This is a genomic window from Microbacterium sp. EYE_78 (genome assembly GCF_023149035.1).
Lineage (GTDB): Bacteria > Actinomycetota > Actinomycetes > Actinomycetales > Microbacteriaceae > Microbacterium.
Map to the genome: position 1 here is coordinate 14613 of NZ_JAHXMY010000002.1, position 15911 is coordinate 30523.

At 69.6% G+C, this 15911-nt stretch carries 12 protein-coding genes; 10 read left to right on the plus strand and 2 right to left on the minus strand.

Annotation, left to right across the window (positions count from 1 at the left end; genetic code table 11):
- Positions 1-24 precede the first annotated feature (24 nt).
- Positions 25-3135: a S8 family serine peptidase gene (locus tag KZX17_RS07170; RefSeq protein WP_248171700.1), complete on the plus strand. Its 3111-nt coding sequence runs from the start codon at positions 25-27 to the stop codon at positions 3133-3135.
- Between the two features lie 73 nt (positions 3136-3208).
- Here KZX17_RS07170 and KZX17_RS07175 read toward each other — a convergent pair whose 3' ends face one another.
- Positions 3209-3634, minus strand: coding sequence for a hypothetical protein (locus tag KZX17_RS07175; protein WP_248171701.1), 426 nt, complete (start codon positions 3632-3634; stop codon positions 3209-3211).
- Between the two features lie 84 nt (positions 3635-3718).
- On the opposite strand from KZX17_RS07175, the gene KZX17_RS07180 reads away from it, so the two are divergent.
- Both KZX17_RS07180 and KZX17_RS07185 read left to right on the plus strand, forming a co-directional pair.
- Positions 3719-4021 (plus strand): biopolymer transporter Tol, encoded by a 303-nt coding sequence (locus KZX17_RS07180; RefSeq protein WP_248171702.1) that lies wholly within the window; start codon positions 3719-3721, stop codon positions 4019-4021.
- Positions 4022-4030: 9 nt separating this feature from the next.
- A complete protein-coding gene (locus KZX17_RS07185; protein WP_248171703.1) occupies positions 4031-4660 on the plus strand; it encodes a DUF1684 domain-containing protein in 630 nt (209 codons plus the stop codon).
- Positions 4661-4835: 175 nt separating this feature from the next.
- On the opposite strand, the gene KZX17_RS07190 is transcribed toward KZX17_RS07185, so the two are convergent.
- The gene (locus tag KZX17_RS07190) at positions 4836-6329 is read right to left on the minus strand and encodes a serine/threonine-protein kinase (RefSeq protein ID WP_248171704.1); all 1494 of its coding nucleotides are present in this window, start codon (positions 6327-6329) and stop codon (positions 4836-4838) included.
- A 225-nt stretch (positions 6330-6554) separates the two neighbouring features.
- Between KZX17_RS07190 and KZX17_RS07195 the strand changes: the two genes are divergently transcribed.
- The 7 genes from KZX17_RS07195 (at position 6555) to KZX17_RS07225 (ending at position 15904) form a co-directional block, all read left to right on the plus strand.
- Positions 6555-7658, plus strand: coding sequence for an aromatic acid exporter family protein (locus tag KZX17_RS07195; protein ID WP_248171705.1), 1104 nt, complete (start codon positions 6555-6557; stop codon positions 7656-7658).
- Between the two features lie 43 nt (positions 7659-7701).
- Positions 7702-8877, plus strand: coding sequence for a GAF domain-containing SpoIIE family protein phosphatase (locus KZX17_RS07200; protein ID WP_248171706.1), 1176 nt, complete (start codon positions 7702-7704; stop codon positions 8875-8877).
- Entirely contained in the window at positions 8874-10886 is a 2013-nt protein-coding gene (locus KZX17_RS07205) for a glycosyltransferase family 2 protein (protein ID WP_248171707.1), read from the plus strand. The genes KZX17_RS07200 and KZX17_RS07205 overlap by 4 nt, the downstream gene beginning before the upstream one ends.
- Positions 10871-11203: an STAS domain-containing protein gene (locus tag KZX17_RS07210; RefSeq protein WP_248171708.1), complete on the plus strand. Its 333-nt coding sequence runs from the start codon at positions 10871-10873 to the stop codon at positions 11201-11203. Before KZX17_RS07205 ends, KZX17_RS07210 begins: the two co-directional genes overlap by 16 nt.
- Positions 11193-11612, plus strand: coding sequence for an ATP-binding protein (locus tag KZX17_RS07215; RefSeq protein WP_248171709.1), 420 nt, complete (start codon positions 11193-11195; stop codon positions 11610-11612). The genes KZX17_RS07210 and KZX17_RS07215 overlap by 11 nt, the downstream gene beginning before the upstream one ends.
- Positions 11613-11663: 51 nt before the next feature.
- On the plus strand, positions 11664-14114 hold the full coding sequence (locus KZX17_RS07220; RefSeq protein ID WP_248171710.1) for an ATP-dependent helicase: 2451 nt from the start codon (positions 11664-11666) through the stop codon (positions 14112-14114).
- Positions 14115-14215: 101 nt separating this feature from the next.
- The gene (locus tag KZX17_RS07225; RefSeq protein WP_248171711.1) at positions 14216-15904 is read left to right on the plus strand and encodes a hypothetical protein; all 1689 of its coding nucleotides are present in this window, start codon (positions 14216-14218) and stop codon (positions 15902-15904) included.
- The last annotated feature ends 7 nt before the right edge of the window (positions 15905-15911 follow it).

Consider the following 15911-nt stretch of genomic DNA (forward strand, 5'->3'; position numbering starts at 1 on the left):
CCCAGAAGGAAAGGCGGTCCCCTCTTGCACCGACGGATTCTGGCGGTAGCGGGCGTCCTCGCGCTCTCACTGCCCACCACAGCGGCGTTCGCCGCGACAGCCGACGATCCGACCGCTCGGTTCGATCGCAGCCAGTCGACCGATGAGCTGCAGAGCTCGATCGACGCGGCCGCACTCGACCCCGATCGTCAGGTCGGCGTCGTCATCGAGATGGAAGGCGACCCCGTGGCCGTCGTCCAGGCCGAAGAGGGGCGCACGCTCTCCAAGAGCGAGCGCACGACCGTCAAGAAGGACCTGAAGAAGGCCCAGGACGCGATCCGCGGCAAGATCACCGCCGAGGGCGGCAAGATCCGCGCCCAGATGCAGTCCGCGTACAACGGCATCCAGGCGACGGTGCCTGCTGCCCGACTCGACGACCTCTCGGCCCTGCCCGGTGTCGTCGCCGTGCACCCGGTGGTCGTGCACGAGCTCGACAACTCGGTCTCCGTTCCCTTCCTCGGTGTCCCCGCCGTGTGGGAGGACACCGGATACACCGGTGAGAACGTCAAGGTCGCGATCCTCGACACCGGCATCGACTACACCCACGCCGGCTTCGGCGGACCGGGCACCGTCGAGGCGTACGAGGCTGCGGCCGCAGCATCCGATCAGGCGGCGGACCCGGCCCTGTTCGGGCCGAACGCGCCGCGCATCAAGGGCGGCATCGACCTCGTCGGCGACGACTACGACGCGGGCGGCGAAGGCGACGCCCTCGTCCCGAAGCCCGACCCGAACCCGCTTGACTGCGAGGGTCACGGTTCGCACGTCGCCGGGACGACCGGCGGCTCGGGCGTCCTGCCCGACGGCTCGACCTTCGACGGACCGTACGACTCCTCGACGCCGTCGGTCGACTTCAGGGTCGGCCCCGGTGTCGCACCCGAGGCCGACCTCTACGCCGTCCGTCTGTTCGGATGCGACGGCTCGACCGACGCGACCATCCAGGCGATCGACTGGGCGGTCGACAACGGCATGGACGTCATCAACATGTCGCTCGGCTCGTCGTACGGCACGGGAGACGACCCCAGCGCCGTCGCCGCCTCGAACGCGGTCGGCGCCGGTGTCGTCGTCGTCGCCTCGGCCGGCAACTCCGGACCCAGCCCGTACCTGACCGGGTCTCCGGGCAGTGGCGACGGTGTCGTGGCCGTCTCGGCCGTCGACAGCGCCGAGTCGTTCCCCGGTGCGACCATCACGGTCGGTGGGAAGACGGTGCAGGCGATCAACGCCAACGGCGCGTCCGTCGACGGCCTCGGCGAGCTCACGGTCGTGCGCCTGACGGACGACCCCGCGACCACCGTGAACGAGGCGCTCGGCTGCGCCGTGTCGGATTACACCCGTGCGGGTGTCGTCGCCGGCGGCAACCAGCTCGCGGTCGTCGACCGCGGCACGTGCGCCCGTGCGGCGAAGCCGATCTTCGGTCAGCAGGCGGGCGCGGCCGCAGTCGTGATGGTCAACTCGACGAACGACCTGCCCCCGTACGAGGGGCCGATCTTCGAGAACCCCGACGACGGCACACCGTTCGAGGTGACGATCCCGTTCCTCGGCGTCCGCCTGTCGGACGGCCCTGCCTTCACGACCGGCGCGACGGCCACCCTCGTGGGCGCGGAGATCGCCAACCCCGGCTTCCGCGGCTACGCGTCGTTCAGCTCATCCGGACCGCGCAGCGGCGACAGCGCCATCAGCCCCGATCTCGCCGCCCCCGGTGTGTCGATCTCGTCGGTCGCCGTCGGCACCGGCAGCGAGCCGTCGATCAAGTCCGGCACCTCCATGGCGGCCCCGCACGTGGCGGGTGTCGCCGCGCTCTCGGTGCAGGCGCACCCCGAGTGGGATGCCGAGCAGGTCGCTGCGGCGCTCGTGTCGACGGCGGACCCCGACAAGGTGGCCGGGCTCGACCCGACCCGTGGCGGGCTCGGACTGGTCGACACCGCGCAGGCCGTGGGCACCTCGGTGACCGCCACGGGCGACGCGTTCGAGACCGAGAGCGGCCGGCTCCGCGAGTCGGCGCTCAGCTTCGGATTCCAGGAGTCGACGAAGTCGCTCGGCGGCAAGAAGAAGGTCACGGTCCGCAACGACGGCTCGAAGAGCGTCACGTTCACGGTGACGACGCAGGCCTCGGAGCAGTCCCTCGACGCGAAGGTGTCCGTCAGCTCGAAGAAGGTCACCGTCCGCCCCGGACGCACCGCGACCTTCTCGGTGTCGGTCTCGGCCGCGGCATCCACCGTCCCGAGCTCGCTGGCCGGCGCGGACCAGTTCGCGTTCTCGGAGATCTCGGGCAACGTCGTCCTGACCTCGGCGGACGCCACGCTGCGGGTGCCGTACCTGCTCGTGCCCCGCTCGAATAGCGACGTCACAGCCAAGGGGTCGCTGAGCTCGCGCGGCAAGGTCACCGACGGTGACCGCACGCTGGAGCTCCGCAACCGCAAGGGCGCGATCGATGCGGCAGCCGACGTGTACACGTGGGGCCTGTCGGACAAGAAGGATGCCCCGAAGTCGATCAGCGACACCGGCTACGACCTGCGTGCCGCCGGCGTGCAGTCGTTCACGACGACCGCCGGAGACCGGCTCGCCGTGTTCGCGGTGAACACGCACCAGCGCTGGTCGAACGCGGCCAGCAACGAGTTCGACGTCGTGATCGACACGAACCGCGACGGCACGCCCGACTGGGTGGTGTTCTCCTACGACTCCGGCGCCGTGCGGACCGGGTCGGTCGACGGGATCACCGAGGTGTTCCTCCAGAACGCGAAGACGGGCGCGTTGATCCCCAGCGGGTTCCTGGCGCAGGCCCCGACCGACAGCAGCACGCTGCTGCTGCCGGTGGACCTGGCCGACATCGGGGTGACCGGCGCGTTCGACTACACCGTGCAGTCGTTCAGCCTCACCACTGACGGGTCCGACGCGTTCGCCGGTTCGGCGACGTACGACCCGGCCGATCCCGCGATCAGCAACGGTCAGTACGAGCTCGTCCCCCGTGGGGGCAGCGCGGACGTGACCGTCCGCACCGACGCATCCGCTTTCGCGGCGCAGAAGCCGCTGGGTGCGATGGTCGTGGTGGTCGACAACGAGTCGGGCGCGGACGAGGCCCTGCTCGTGAAGGTCAAGTAAGCCCGGGGCTCACGGAGCCCCAAGCGATGAGAGGGCCGGTGCGCACTGCGCGCACCGGCCCTCTCGGCATCCGTCACCGCTCGCAGAGGCGCGGCCGATCGCCGTTGCCGAAGCGATAGTCGTAGGTGCGGTCGCCGGCCCGGACCACGATGCGGTAGCCGTCGACGGTGGCCTGCGTGTAGGACGTGCCGGGCGCCGGGCAGCCGAGCGACCCGTCGGCGAACTCGACGCGCTCCGACGAGATCAGCTGCGGCGCACCGGAGACGTCGCGGGCCTGGAGATCCGCGACGATCGCCGCCCACTTCGCCTCGGGCACCGCCACGGGCGCACCTGTCGGACCGATCGGACCCGGCGCCGTCGTGCGGAACGGCGGACGGGACGACGGGGTGGAGGACTCCGCTCCGGTGGTCGGCATGGGTGCTCCTTCGGTGGTGCAGGCGGCCAGGATGAGGGCGCTCGCGAGCACGGATGCCGCGAACGCTCGGCGGTGCGCGTGCATGAGGACCTCCTGTCCGCGAGGGTACGCGCGGCGGATGCCGACTGCGAGGCCTGAGCGCAGCCGCCTGCGAGGCATACTCGGGTCATGACCGATGACGACGACAGATGGCTCGTCGTCGACGGGCGCCGCTGGCGCCGCACGGACCCTGCGTTGCCGTCGGATCTGGTCGAACCGCTGCTCTCGCACCTCGGGCGGGCACGGTCCGCCGTCGGCGCGGCCCGACGAGCCGGTGACGACGACGCCCTCGCCCAGGCTCGTCGCCGAGTCGGCATCGCCAAACGCGGTCTCGGTGAGCGTGGACCGTACTGGTGGGAGCGTCCCGAAGCCGAGCGGATCGATCAGGCGCGTTCCGCGCTCGCGGACCTCGACGAGTCCGGCGCGGCGTAGCCTGAGCGGATGACCGCCACGGACGCACGAACCGCCGTCGAGGTCGTCGACTGGCGCCGCCGGGTCTTCGCGCTCTATGCAGCCGTGCGGCAGGCCGACGATCCCCACGAAGCCCACGCGGTGTGGCGGGCCGAGCGCGACGACCTGTTCGCCCGGCATCCCTCGAGCCCCCTCCTGCCGGGTGCCCGCGAGGGGTTCGACGGACTCCCCGTCGCGGAGTACGACCCCGGGTGGAGGTTCGAGCTGCCGCTGCTCGACGCCGAGCCGGGTGGCTTCGAGTTCCCGACCGGCACCGACGGGGTCGTCCCCTTCGCACGCATCGGTCTCGTCGATGTGCCGGACGTCGGGACGCTCGACGTGTGGCGCCTCACCACCTACGGCGGCGGACTGTTCATCCCGGTGCGCGACGCACTCGCGGGCCGCGCCGACGGCACCTACGGCGGCGGCCGCTACCTGATCGACACGATCAAGGGCGCCGATCTCGGGTCGGATGCCGCCCGCGGCACGATCGTGCTGGACTTCAACTTCGCGTACAACCCCTCCTGCGCGTACGACCCCGCGTGGGCCTGCCCGCTGGCGCAACCGGGGAACGTCGTCACGGTCGACGTTCCGGTGGGGGAGCGGTACCCCGGGGTGTGACCGCTGCGGCCGAGCCGCTTCCGACGCGACGGCGGGAGTCGAACCCGCTGCACATCCGGTATGACCCGGTGCCCGGAACCACCCGGACCGTCGCGATGACCTCACGCTAACCCGTCGGTCCGACAACCGCACTCGTCGCGTCACGAGGTGACCCGGTGTGTCGCGACATGACGGATCAGCCGCCGTTCCCGTTGCCCTTGTTCCCGGCCGAGTTCTTCGAACCGTTCTCCGACCGGTTCTCGGTGCCACGCGACGACCCCGGTTTCTGGGATGCCTGCTGCTCGGCCTTGGCCGCGTCTTTCGCGGACTTCTCCTGTGCCTTGGCGGCGTCTTTCGCGGCCTTCGCCGCCGCCTTCGCGTCCGCGTCGTCTGAGGTCGACGCCGGGCGCTGCTCCACGTCGGTGGTGTCGGACGCCGGCACCGGCGCGGGTTCCGGCTCGCCGGGCGCGTCATCGTCGACCGTGATCACCGCGGTGTCCGCGGAGTCGTCGACGAGTGTCTCGGCGGGAGCCGGCGAGGTCGGCCCGGTGACCGGGGTCAGGTCGCGCGACGGGAAGCCTCCGGTCAGGCCACCCGCCCAGAGGTACCCGCCGATGACCAAGACGGCCACCACCGCCGCCGCCGCGCCGCTCATCATCCACACGCGAGTCCGCCGGCTCCGCCTCCGGCGCGCACGGTCGCGCGTGCGCGGCACCTGGTGGACTTCGGTGGCGATGTCGGGCATCGTCGTCCTCTCCGCGGCGGCAGGTCCCGTGGATGGCGCGGCGACGATCGGCTGGGTCGCGACATCGACCATGGCTGACCGGTCCGCACCCATCGGGCGCACGATGTCCGTCGGCAGGAGGAGGAGTCGATCCTCGACCTCGCGCGCCGTCGGGCGCTCGGCCGGGTCGCGGGCGATCATCGAGCGGATCAGCCCAGACCACTCCGGGCCGAGCCAGGCGGGGATCTCGGGGTCGTCGACGAGTCGCGCCATGACACGGCCGATCCCCGACGCCTCGGGGAAGGCGCGCGCGCCCGTCACGGTCTCGAGCAGGAGGAGCCCCAGCGCGTACACGTCCGCCGGGGGGCCGGCGGGGGCGCCGCGGACCTGCTCGGGCGCCAGGTAGGCGGCGGTCCCGATGACCGTCCCCGGGCTCGTGTGGCGCGTGCTGTCCGCGAGGTAGGCGACACCGAAGTCGGCGAGCTTCGCCCAGTAGCGTCGACCGGGGCGGGGGCTCGGCGCGAGCAGGACGTTCGACGGTTTCACGTCGCGGTGGACGATGCCGGCGCGATGGACGACGTCGAGCCCTGCGGCGAGCTCCGCCCCGATGGCGGCGACCTCAGCGGCATCCAACGGACCGTCCTGCAGCGCAGCCGCGAGCGACGGGCCCTCGACGAACTCCATCACCAGGTACTCCGGCTGCCCGGGGACGACCTTCGCGTCGAACAGCGTGACGAGCGATGGGTGGTTCACGCCCGCGAGCAGCGACATCTCCGTGTGGGCCCGGGGCGGGATCGAGGGATGCTCCGCCTCTGTGCGCATGATCTTCACGGCGACCGTTCGCCCGAGGATCGTGTCCTCGGCCCGGAACACGCGAGCCATACCGCCCTGCCCGATGCATTCCCCCAGCCGATAGCGACCGTCGAGCAATGCGGAGGTCGCTTCGCCGTCGGACGCTTCGGTCACTGCCACTCCTGCCCTCACAGGCGGCGCGGACCGGGGTCTGCGGCGCCGGGATGCCGCGCGGGTATCGCGACAATGCCGACGATAATGCGCCCTGCGAATACCGCCTGGCGGCTTGACGCAAGCGGCATCAGGTGCAAGCCGAGCGGGTCACGCGGCGGCTAAGTCGTGCGCCAGGCGCGTGCAAGGGGGCGGCCCGCATCCGGGGTTGGTGGTTACCGTGACGTCATGCCACGCACCACTCCGCGGCGGACGGCCGCGCAACTGGCTCTGGGAGTGCGACGAGCAGGCGGCGACGTCTTCACGACCCGTCGACTGCTCCTCGCGCTGAAGACAGCGGTCGCGGCGGGAATCGCCTGGTTCTTCGCGCCGCTCGTGCCCTTCGCCGACGCGGAGTACTCCTACTACGCGCCGCTCGGCGTGCTGGTCAGCATGTACCCGACCGTGGCCGACTCGGCGCGCGCCGGCATCCAATCGCTCATCGGACTCGCCGGCGGCATCGCCTTGGGGTTCGGCGGGCTTGCGATCGTCGCCGCCGGCGCCCCGGGCGTCGTCGCCGTCGGAGCCGTGGTCCTCGTGGGTGTGGCGGTCGGCGGCATCCGTGCCCTCGGAGCGGGGAGGGACTGGGTGGCGCTCGCCGGACTGTTCGTCCTGCTGCTGAGCAAGAACGATGCGGACGGCTTCTCCACCTCGTACCTGGCCACGATGGCATTCGGCGTCCTCGTCGGAGTCGTCGCGAATTACGTGCTGGTCCCGCCGCTGTACCTGCAGTCAGCTCGCGACCGGCTCTCGGAACTCCGCGCCGCGCTGACGACGGCGATGGATCGCGCCGCCGACTCCGTGGAGAAGGGGGAACCGGACGCGACGAGCCTGCGGACGGACGGTGACGCGCTCGCGGAGACCTCGATCGCCGTGGCGGCCGACGTCGACGAGGCGTCCAGATCGGAGCGGGCGAATCTGCGCGCGCGCGGCGTCGGGGGCGTCCACGACGAGAACGCGCAACGGTGGTGGGGTCTCGAGCGGATGACGTACCTGACGCGCGACCTGCTGGACGTCCTCTCGCAGCACGAGCGGCTCGACTCCCGCCATGGCGACGTGTCGCTCCTCGCACAGGCGATGCGGCGGGTCGCAGAGCTCATCGCGACTCCGCCGGGCGACGACGCCGTGCAGGACAGGATCGATGCGGCATGGAAAGCGATCGACGCCTACGCCGCCTCGCTGCCGTCCACCGACGATGTCGACGACACGCACGACCAGCCGGGTGTGTGGTTGGCCGCGACGCTGGGGCGGGTGACCGACATCTCGCGTCGCGTCTACGACGCGCTGGAGTGACGCCGGGTTGCGATTCACAGCCGGCGCGTAACAAGGTGGAGGTGTGACGATCGACGTGACGGATGCGGCGGCTCGGGAACGCGAGCGACAAGAAGCCCTCGAGCGTCTCGATCTGCTCGACCAGCCCGCGGACGAGCGCGTCGATCGGGTGACCCGCCTCGCCCGGGAGGTCTTCGGCGTCCCGATGGTCAGTGTGACCCTGCTCGATGACGATCGACAGTGGCGGCTGTCGGAACAGGGATTCGAAGGCGAGCGCGAAGCGCCGCGAGCGGGATCGTTCTGCGGGGCCGCCGTCGCGAAGGGCTCCATGCTGATCGTCGAAGACGCGGCATCCGATGAGGACTTCAGCACCAACCCGTTCGTCACAGGTGACCCGCACCTGAGATTCTACGCAGGACAACCGCTCGAGGCGCCGGGTGGGGAGCAGATCGGAACGCTCTGCATCCTCGACACCAAGCCACGCAGACTCACCGGCGCGCAGCGTGAGCTGTTGCAGGAGATGGCGCTCTGGGTGCAGACGGAGATCGCCCGCGGGCATGAGCTCGACCGGGCGGGCGAGGTGCAGAGAGCGCTGCTCCCGCGTCACACCCCTGCGGTGCCCGGTTTCACGCTCGCCGCCGATGCGCTGCCCGCCGGGCAGGTGATGGGGGACCTCTACGACTGGTACATCCACGACGGTCGGCTGCGGTTCACGCTGGCTGATGTGATGGGCAAAGGCATCGGTGCCGGGCTCATCGCTGCGGGCGTCCGCGCGTCGCTTCGGACCGCTCGCGAGCGCCCGCTGGTGGAGGCGGTCGGAGACCTCGATCGGCAGGTGTCGGAGGATCTCGCCGACATCCATATGTTCGTCACGGCGGTCATCGCCGAAGTGGACGCCGCCTCGGGTGAGGTCGAGCTCGTGGATGCGGGCCACTCCCTCGCGTTCATCGTGCGCTCGGACGACACGTGGGAGCCGATCCGGTCGACGGGTCTGCCGCTGGGGATGGGCATCGACGAGTCGCGGGAGTCGACGCGCGTCCGGTTGGGGCCGGGTGACGCGCTGCTGTGCTGCAGTGACGGCGTGCTCGACATCCTCGACGACGACGATCCGTTCGGTCAGGTGCTCCGCGCCCTCAGGCACGGTGGTCCTTCGGGAGCCGTCGCCGAGGGGATCGCGCTCGCCAAGGCGCGGAAGGCCCCCGACGATGTGACGCTGATGGTCGTCAGGAGGGATGCGTGACGACGCGGTTCCTCGTCATCAGGATCCTCGCGGTCCTGTCGGTGCTGCTCGGCCTGAACTACGTCGCGTGGCGATGGCTGGCCTCCGTCAACTGGGAGGCCTGGTGGATCGCGGTGCCGCTCGTGATCGCCGAGACCTACAGTCTCGTGGACACGGTCCTGTTCGCCGTGACCATGTGGCGCGCACGGGAGCGCCCGCGCCCCACAGCCGCGCCGCAAGGCACCGTCGACGTCTTCATCACCACGTACAACGAACCCATCGAAATGGTCATGGCCACCGCGCTCGCGGCGAAGCGCATCACCTACCCCCACGAGACGTGGATCCTCGACGACGGGGCGCGGGCAGAACTCGAGCACGCTGCCCGCGATGCCGGTGTCGGGTACCTCACGCGCTCGGCGGACTGGGCGGACAAGCCGCGTCACGCGAAGGCGGGCAACCTCAACAACGCACTCATGCAGACGGAGGGCGAGTTCCTCCTGATCCTCGACGCCGACCAGGTGCCGGACCCGCTCATCCTCGAGCACACGCTCGGGTACTTCGCCGACGACTCCGCAGTGGCGCTCGTCCAGACCCCGCAATGGTTCGTCAACGTCGACGAGGCGGACCCGCTCGGGAGCCAGGCGCCCCTGTTCTACGGTCCGATCCAGCAGGGGAAAGACGGGTGGAACGCCGCCTTCTTCTGCGGGTCGAATGCCGTCCTCCGCCGCGACGCGCTCATGCAGCTCGGCATCATCGGCTACGTGCGTGATCTCGAGGGATCCGTGGGGTCAGCGCTGAAGACCGCCCATCGGATGCTGCGGCGCGCCGCTGCAGACCGAGGGCTGACACCGGGTGTGTCCGAGGAGATCGGTCGACTCGCGGCATCCGTGCAGCAGGCTCGGGCCGACCTCGCGCTGGGGGCTCCGATCGCCGAGCTGACCGCAGCCGTGCATGCCGAGGTGCAGTCCGCGTCGCGGCGCCTCGTCGAGGCCGACCTCGTCAACATTCGGGCGGACGTCGCGGAACTCGCGAACCTCGCGGTGCAGCGCGACGCCGAGATGGATGCGTACGTGGTGGACGAGGAGGCCCTGGAGTCGCTCTCCGTGCGGGAGCTGTCCCCGCTCGCGACCATCGGCGCGGTCGATGCGCTGATGGACGCCGTACGCGTGGATCGTCCCGGTGAGGCCCAGCCGCTGCAGCCGCTCGCCACGATCTCGGTCACAGAGGACATGGCGACGGCGATGCAGCTGCACGCCCTCGGCTGGAAGAGCGTCTATCACCACGAGATCCTCGCCCGCGGCCTCGCCCCGGAGGATCTGCGCACCATGTTGAAGCAGCGACTGCGGTGGGCACAAGGAACGATGCAGGTGCTGCTGCGAGACAATCCGCTCGCGAAGAAGGGGCTCACCGCGGGGCAGCGGCTGATGTACTTCGGGACGATGTGGAGCTACCTCAGCGGGTTCGCCGCCGTCATCTACCTCGCTGCACCCGTGATCTACCTGCTGCTCGGCGTCTTGCCCGTCACCGCCTGGTCGGTCGACTTCTTCGCCCGGTTCCTGCCCTACTTCATCGTCAACCAGATCCTGTTCATCGTGGTCGCGAAGGGGATCCGGACGTGGCGAGGTCAGCAGTACTCCCTTGCGCTGTTCCCGGTGTGGATCGCCGCCTGCGTCACGGCGTTCGCGAACGTCGTGCTCGGGAGATCTCTGAATTTCGTCGTCACCCGAAAGGACGGCCGGGCCGCCGGCGGGCCGCCGTGGCGCGAGATCTGGCCGCAACTCACGGCGATGGTGCTGCTCGCCATCGCGGTCGTCGTGGGAATCGGACGCGTCGTCGTCGGGACGGCAGACGGCACCGGAACGCTCGTCAACACCGTCTGGGTCGCCTACGACCTCGTCGTGCTCAGCGTCCTCATCCAGGCAGCCCGGTATCAGGGGTATCAGCCGCCCGGGGAATCGCCTGCGATTCCGGCATCCCGTGAGCAATCGTCAGCCTCCGAAGAGAAGGAGCCCCCGTGGACATCACCGTGAATCCCGGAGACGGGCACGCAGTCGTGACCGTCACCGGCCGCCTCACCGCGCCGGGCGTCGCGCGGTTCCGCGGCGCCGTCGACGATGCGATCGCCGCCTCGGGCGCGCGGGTCGTCGTGGATCTCTCGCGCACCGACTTCATCGACTCGTCCGGAATCGGTGCGTTGATCGGAGGGCTCAAGGCGGCGCGACTCGCCGACGGCGACCTTCGGATCGCAGCGGTCCCCGAGGGTGTCGCGCGCGTCCTCAGACTCACCAACCTCGACCGCGTCCTCCGCGCGTACCCGAACGCGGAAGCCGCGTTCGATGAGCGCTGAGTCGGCGTTCCGGGAGGTCGTGGGCCGAGCGGACCTCGCGCTCATCGACGCCGTGCACGATGCGTTGGAGGGTCTCTGGGTCGACGTGCCGGACGTGTCCGACGAGGACCGGCTGCTCTTCGCGCTCGCCGTCAGCGAGGTGGCGACCAACGTCGTCGAACATGCCGCCGGTGACGTCCGGCCCACCGTCTCCATCCGTCTCGCCGTCGACGCGGGAAGGCTCGTGGCGGTCATGTCCGACGACGCCGAGCCCGCACTGATTCGTCTGGGTGAGGTCGAGATGCCCGGGAGCGATGCTGAATCGGGCCGGGGGCTCGCGCTCGCACTGGCCGCGCTCGATGAACTGCGCCACGAGGCAGACGACGGCAACACCTGGGTACTGCGCCGAGATCGACGCGCAACGAGCTGACGGATCGCGCCGGGCTCGCGTGTCGGTGGTCGAACGTAGACTTGAGCGGACATGAGCGACCCGATCAAGCCCGTCATCGTCGGCGCCGGAGCGCCCCGTTCCTCGGGCGGCTCCCGACCTGACGAGGATCTCCTCGACGGCCTGAATCCGCCGCAGCGCGAGGCCGTCTCCTACCGGGGACAAGCCCTCCTGATCGTCGCGGGCGCGGGTTCCGGCAAGACCAGCGTGCTCACCCGCCGCATCGCATCCCTGCTGCGCACCCGCGAGGCGTACCCGAGTCAGATCCTCGCGATCACCTTCACGAACAAGGCCGCCGGCGAGATGCGCGAGCGCGTGCGTCATCTCATCGGTGACAGCGCGCAAGGCATGTGGATCTCGACGTTCCACTCCGCCTGCGTGCGCATCCTGCGGCGCGAGGCCGATCAGTTCGGCTTCACGAAGAGCTTCACGATCTACGATTCGGGCGACTCCCGCGCCCTGGTCAAGCGACTGGTGAAGCAGCACGAGGGTGATTCGTTCGGCTTCACGCCCGCGGCGGTGCAGGGGCGGATCTCGAAGCTCAAGAACGAGCTCGCAGATGCCGAGTCGTACGCCCGTCAGGCGAACATGAGCGATCCGGCCGAACGCGTCTTCGTCGACATCTTCGCGGACTATCAGCGGTCGCTGCAGAAGGCGAACGCCTTCGACTTCGACGACCTCATCGCCCAGACCGTCTATCTGTTCCGCGCGTTCCCGCACGTCGCCGACGTCTACCGCAAGCGCTTCCGCCACATCCTCGTCGACGAGTACCAGGACACCAACCACGCGCAGTACGCCCTCATCCACGAGCTCACCCGACCGGTCGTCGGCAAGGCGGGGGACGCCTTCTCGAGCGGCGGCATGATGATCTTCGAGCCCGATGAGGCGCCCGAGGTCGACGGGGCGTCGCTCACCGTCGTCGGTGACTCGGACCAGTCGATCTACGCGTTCCGCGGCGCCGACATACGCAACATCAGCGAGTTCGAGCGCGACTTCCCGGGGGCGAAGGTCGTGCTGCTCGAGCAGAACTACCGGTCGACGCAGAACATCCTGTCCGCGGCCAACGCGGTCATCGGTCACAACTTCGACCGCAAGGACAAGAAGCTCTGGACCGACGTCGGCGACGGCGACCCGATCATCGGCTTCACGGGCTACTCGCAGCACGATGAGGCGCAGTTCGTCGCCGACGAGATCGAGGCGCTGCACCGGAAGGGCCTCGACTACTCGCAGATGGCGGTCTTCTACCGGACCAACTCGCAGTCGCGTGCGCTCGAGGAGATCTTCATCCGCTCGGCCGTGCCGTACAAGATCATGGGCGGCACGAAGTTCTACGAGCGCGCCGAGATCAAGGACGCCCTCGCCTATCTCGTCTCGGTGGCGAACCCGGCCGACGAGATGGCGGTGCGCCGCATCCTGAACAAGCCGCGACGCGGGATCGGCGACGTGACGGAGACCGCGATCGCGAGGTACGCCGCATCCGAGGGGATCTCGTTCCGCGATGCGCTGGCGAACGCCTCCGCACTCGGGGTCGGCGCGAAGGTGCAGAAGGCGATCGCGGAGCTCGATGCCGTCCTGGCGGAGGCGTCGGAGATCATGTTGCCGAGCTCGGGGGAGATCGCCCCATCGACGTCGGTGACCGACGGCCTGAACGTGCTGCTCAACAAATCCGGATACTTCGATGCGCTGCGCCTGTCGAAGGACCCGCAGGACGAGGCGCGGGTGGAGAACCTCGACGAACTCGTCGCCGTCACGCGCGAGTTCGCCCGCAACAACCCCGACGGCACGCTGCTCGACTTCCTCACAGAGGTGACGCTGGTGTCGGATGCCGACGACCTCGACGACGCCAGCGGATCGGTCTCGCTCATGACCATGCACACGGCGAAGGGGCTCGAATACGACGCCGTCTTCGTCACGGGTGTCGAGGAGGACCTGATCCCGCACCGCATCTCGGCGGGCGAGCCCGGGGGGCCGCAGGAGGAGCGGCGTCTGTTCTACGTCGCACTCACCCGTGCCCGCAAGCGGCTGCACCTGTCGCTCGCCATGACGCGTGCGCAGTTCGGCGAGGTGTCCGCGGCGATGCCGAGCCGGTTCCTGCAGGAGATCCCGCACCACCTCATCGACTGGCGGCAGTCGCCGGGAGACGTGAACTCCCGGGGCGGCATGCAATCACGCGCGATCAACGGCCGTGCCGGCGGCGGGTCGCGCTTCGGCGGTTCGAGCCGCTACGGCGACGACCTCGTGCCGTTGCCCCCTCGGGAGAAGTCGGATGCGCTCGCGAAGTTCGCCAACCGCATCCCCGCGAAGATCCGCGACAACGGCGACATGGAGCTCACGGCGGGCGACCGCATCCGCCACGATGACTTCGGCGAGGGCAAGGTGGACATGGTCACCGGCGAGGGAGCGAAGCGCGTCGCGCACGTCCGCTTCGACACCGCGGGGCCGAAGAAACTGCTGATCAAGGTGGCGCCGATCACGAAACTGTGACGCGTCGGAGGTTTCGGTCGCGCATATGTCAGAATGACCCCAGTCGTTCGCTGGGAATCGGCTGATAGCGCGCGACGGGGGTCGCGGGACTGGGGATACACATGGGCGCTTCGTTGCGCCGTCGTTCGGCTGCGCTCGCAGCCGGCGCGGCTCTGCTCGCAAGCACGGTCTGGGCACTGCCGCAGGCGGCCGTGGCCGCTGAGGCGGCACCGACGGGCAGCATCACGGGGACGGTGGCGGGGGATCAGATCGACACCGGCGGCGTCGTCACGGCATGGCTCCAGACCGGGCCTGAGTCGTTCGACACGTACTCGTCGCCGATCTACCCCGACGGCACCTACGTCATCGAGAATCTGCCGGCTGGCGCATACCGCGTCGGTTTCAACGAGCTCGGATACGACGACGGCGAGAGCATCACGAGCTGGACCGAGTGGTGGAACGACGCGCTGACCCTCGACGACGGCACCGATGTGATCGTCGGCGACGGCATCGTCTCCGGCATCGACGCGGACGTCGACTCGGTGGGCGGAGCTGCGAGCGACCCGGTCGTCTCCGGCGCCGCAGTGGTCGGCCAGCGACTCACCGTCTCTCCGGGGGTGTGGCCCACGGGCACCGAGCTCGCCTACGCCTGGTACGCGGGTGAGGGGCTGTATCAGTACGGCTCTGACGCGTGGGTCGATCTGGGGCCTGACGCTCTGGGCAAGCGCATTTCTGTCGACGTCCTCGGCGCTCTCGATGCCACCGGGTACCGGTCTGATGAAGCGCTCCAATTCAAGCGAAGTACAGAGACGGCGACCGTCAAGGCCGCCGCGCTGCAGTCGGCGACGCCCTCCATCAGCGGGCCGGTCACCGCCACAGGGACGCTGACCGCCAAGCCCGGAACCTGGACGAAGGGCGCGACCCTCTCTTACGAGTGGTACGCGTCGGGGAAGAAGATCTCGGGAGCCACGAAGTCTTCCTACACACTGCCCGCCTCGGTCGTCGGCAAGACCATCACGGTGAAGGTGACGGGGAAGAAGGCCGGCTTCCTGACCGCGTCGAAGACCTCGAAGGCGACCCTCAAGGTCGCGCTCTCGGCCACGCCCGCGATCTCCGGGACCGCGCAGGCCGGCAAGAAGCTGACCGCGAAGCCCGGTCGTTGGACCGCCGGCAGCCGATTCTCCTATCAGTGGTACGCATCCGGCAAAGCGATCTCAGGGGCGACGAAGGCGTCGTACACCCTCCCCGCCTCGCTGGTCGGCAAAGCGATCACAGTGAAGGTGACCGGCAAGAAGGCGGCGTATGCGACCGCGTCCAGGACATCGAAGGCGACCCTCAAGGTCGCGCTTGCAGCGACGCCCACCATCGCCGGCACCGCACAGGTCGGGAAGAAGCTGACCGCGAAGCCCGGCCGCTGGACCGTCGGCAGTCGGTTCTCCTATCAGTGGTACGCGAACGGAAAGGCCGTGGCCGGCGCCACGAAGGCGACGCTGACGCTTACGAAGGGCGTGAAGGGCAAGAAGATCGCGGTCAAGGTCACGGGCAAGAAGGCCGGCCATCCGACCATCGCCACGATGTCGAAGTCCACGGCTTCGGTGAAGGCGGCACCGAAGCCGCCCACGAAGGCGCCGTCGGCAGAGCCGCAGGGGTGGTCCTGCCCGGACAGCCACCCGATCAAGGGCAATCAGGGTGCAGAAGACTGGATCTACCATGTGCCCGGAAGTACCTACTACAGCCGTACCAAGCCGGAAGAGTGCTTCGCGACGGTGGCTGCGGCTGAGCGCGCCGGGTATCGAGCGCCGAAGCGGTGACGTGGAT

What these genes read in the sequence shown, in the direction of transcription:
- KZX17_RS07175 (WP_248171701.1), bottom strand. Translation starts at nt 3,634, where the DNA reads ATGCACGCGCACCGCCGAGCGTTCGCGGCATCCGTGCTCGCGAGCGCC.
- KZX17_RS07180 (WP_248171702.1), top strand. Translation starts at nt 3,719, where the DNA reads ATGACCGATGACGACGACAGATGGCTCGTCGTCGACGGGCGCCGCTGG.
- KZX17_RS07185 (WP_248171703.1), top strand. Translation starts at nt 4,031, where the DNA reads ATGACCGCCACGGACGCACGAACCGCCGTCGAGGTCGTCGACTGGCGC.
- KZX17_RS07195 (WP_248171705.1), top strand. Translation starts at nt 6,555, where the DNA reads ATGCCACGCACCACTCCGCGGCGGACGGCCGCGCAACTGGCTCTGGGA.
- KZX17_RS07215 (WP_248171709.1), top strand. Translation starts at nt 11,193, where the DNA reads ATGAGCGCTGAGTCGGCGTTCCGGGAGGTCGTGGGCCGAGCGGACCTC.
- KZX17_RS07220 (WP_248171710.1), top strand. Translation starts at nt 11,664, where the DNA reads ATGAGCGACCCGATCAAGCCCGTCATCGTCGGCGCCGGAGCGCCCCGT.
- KZX17_RS07225 (WP_248171711.1), top strand. Translation starts at nt 14,216, where the DNA reads ATGGGCGCTTCGTTGCGCCGTCGTTCGGCTGCGCTCGCAGCCGGCGCG.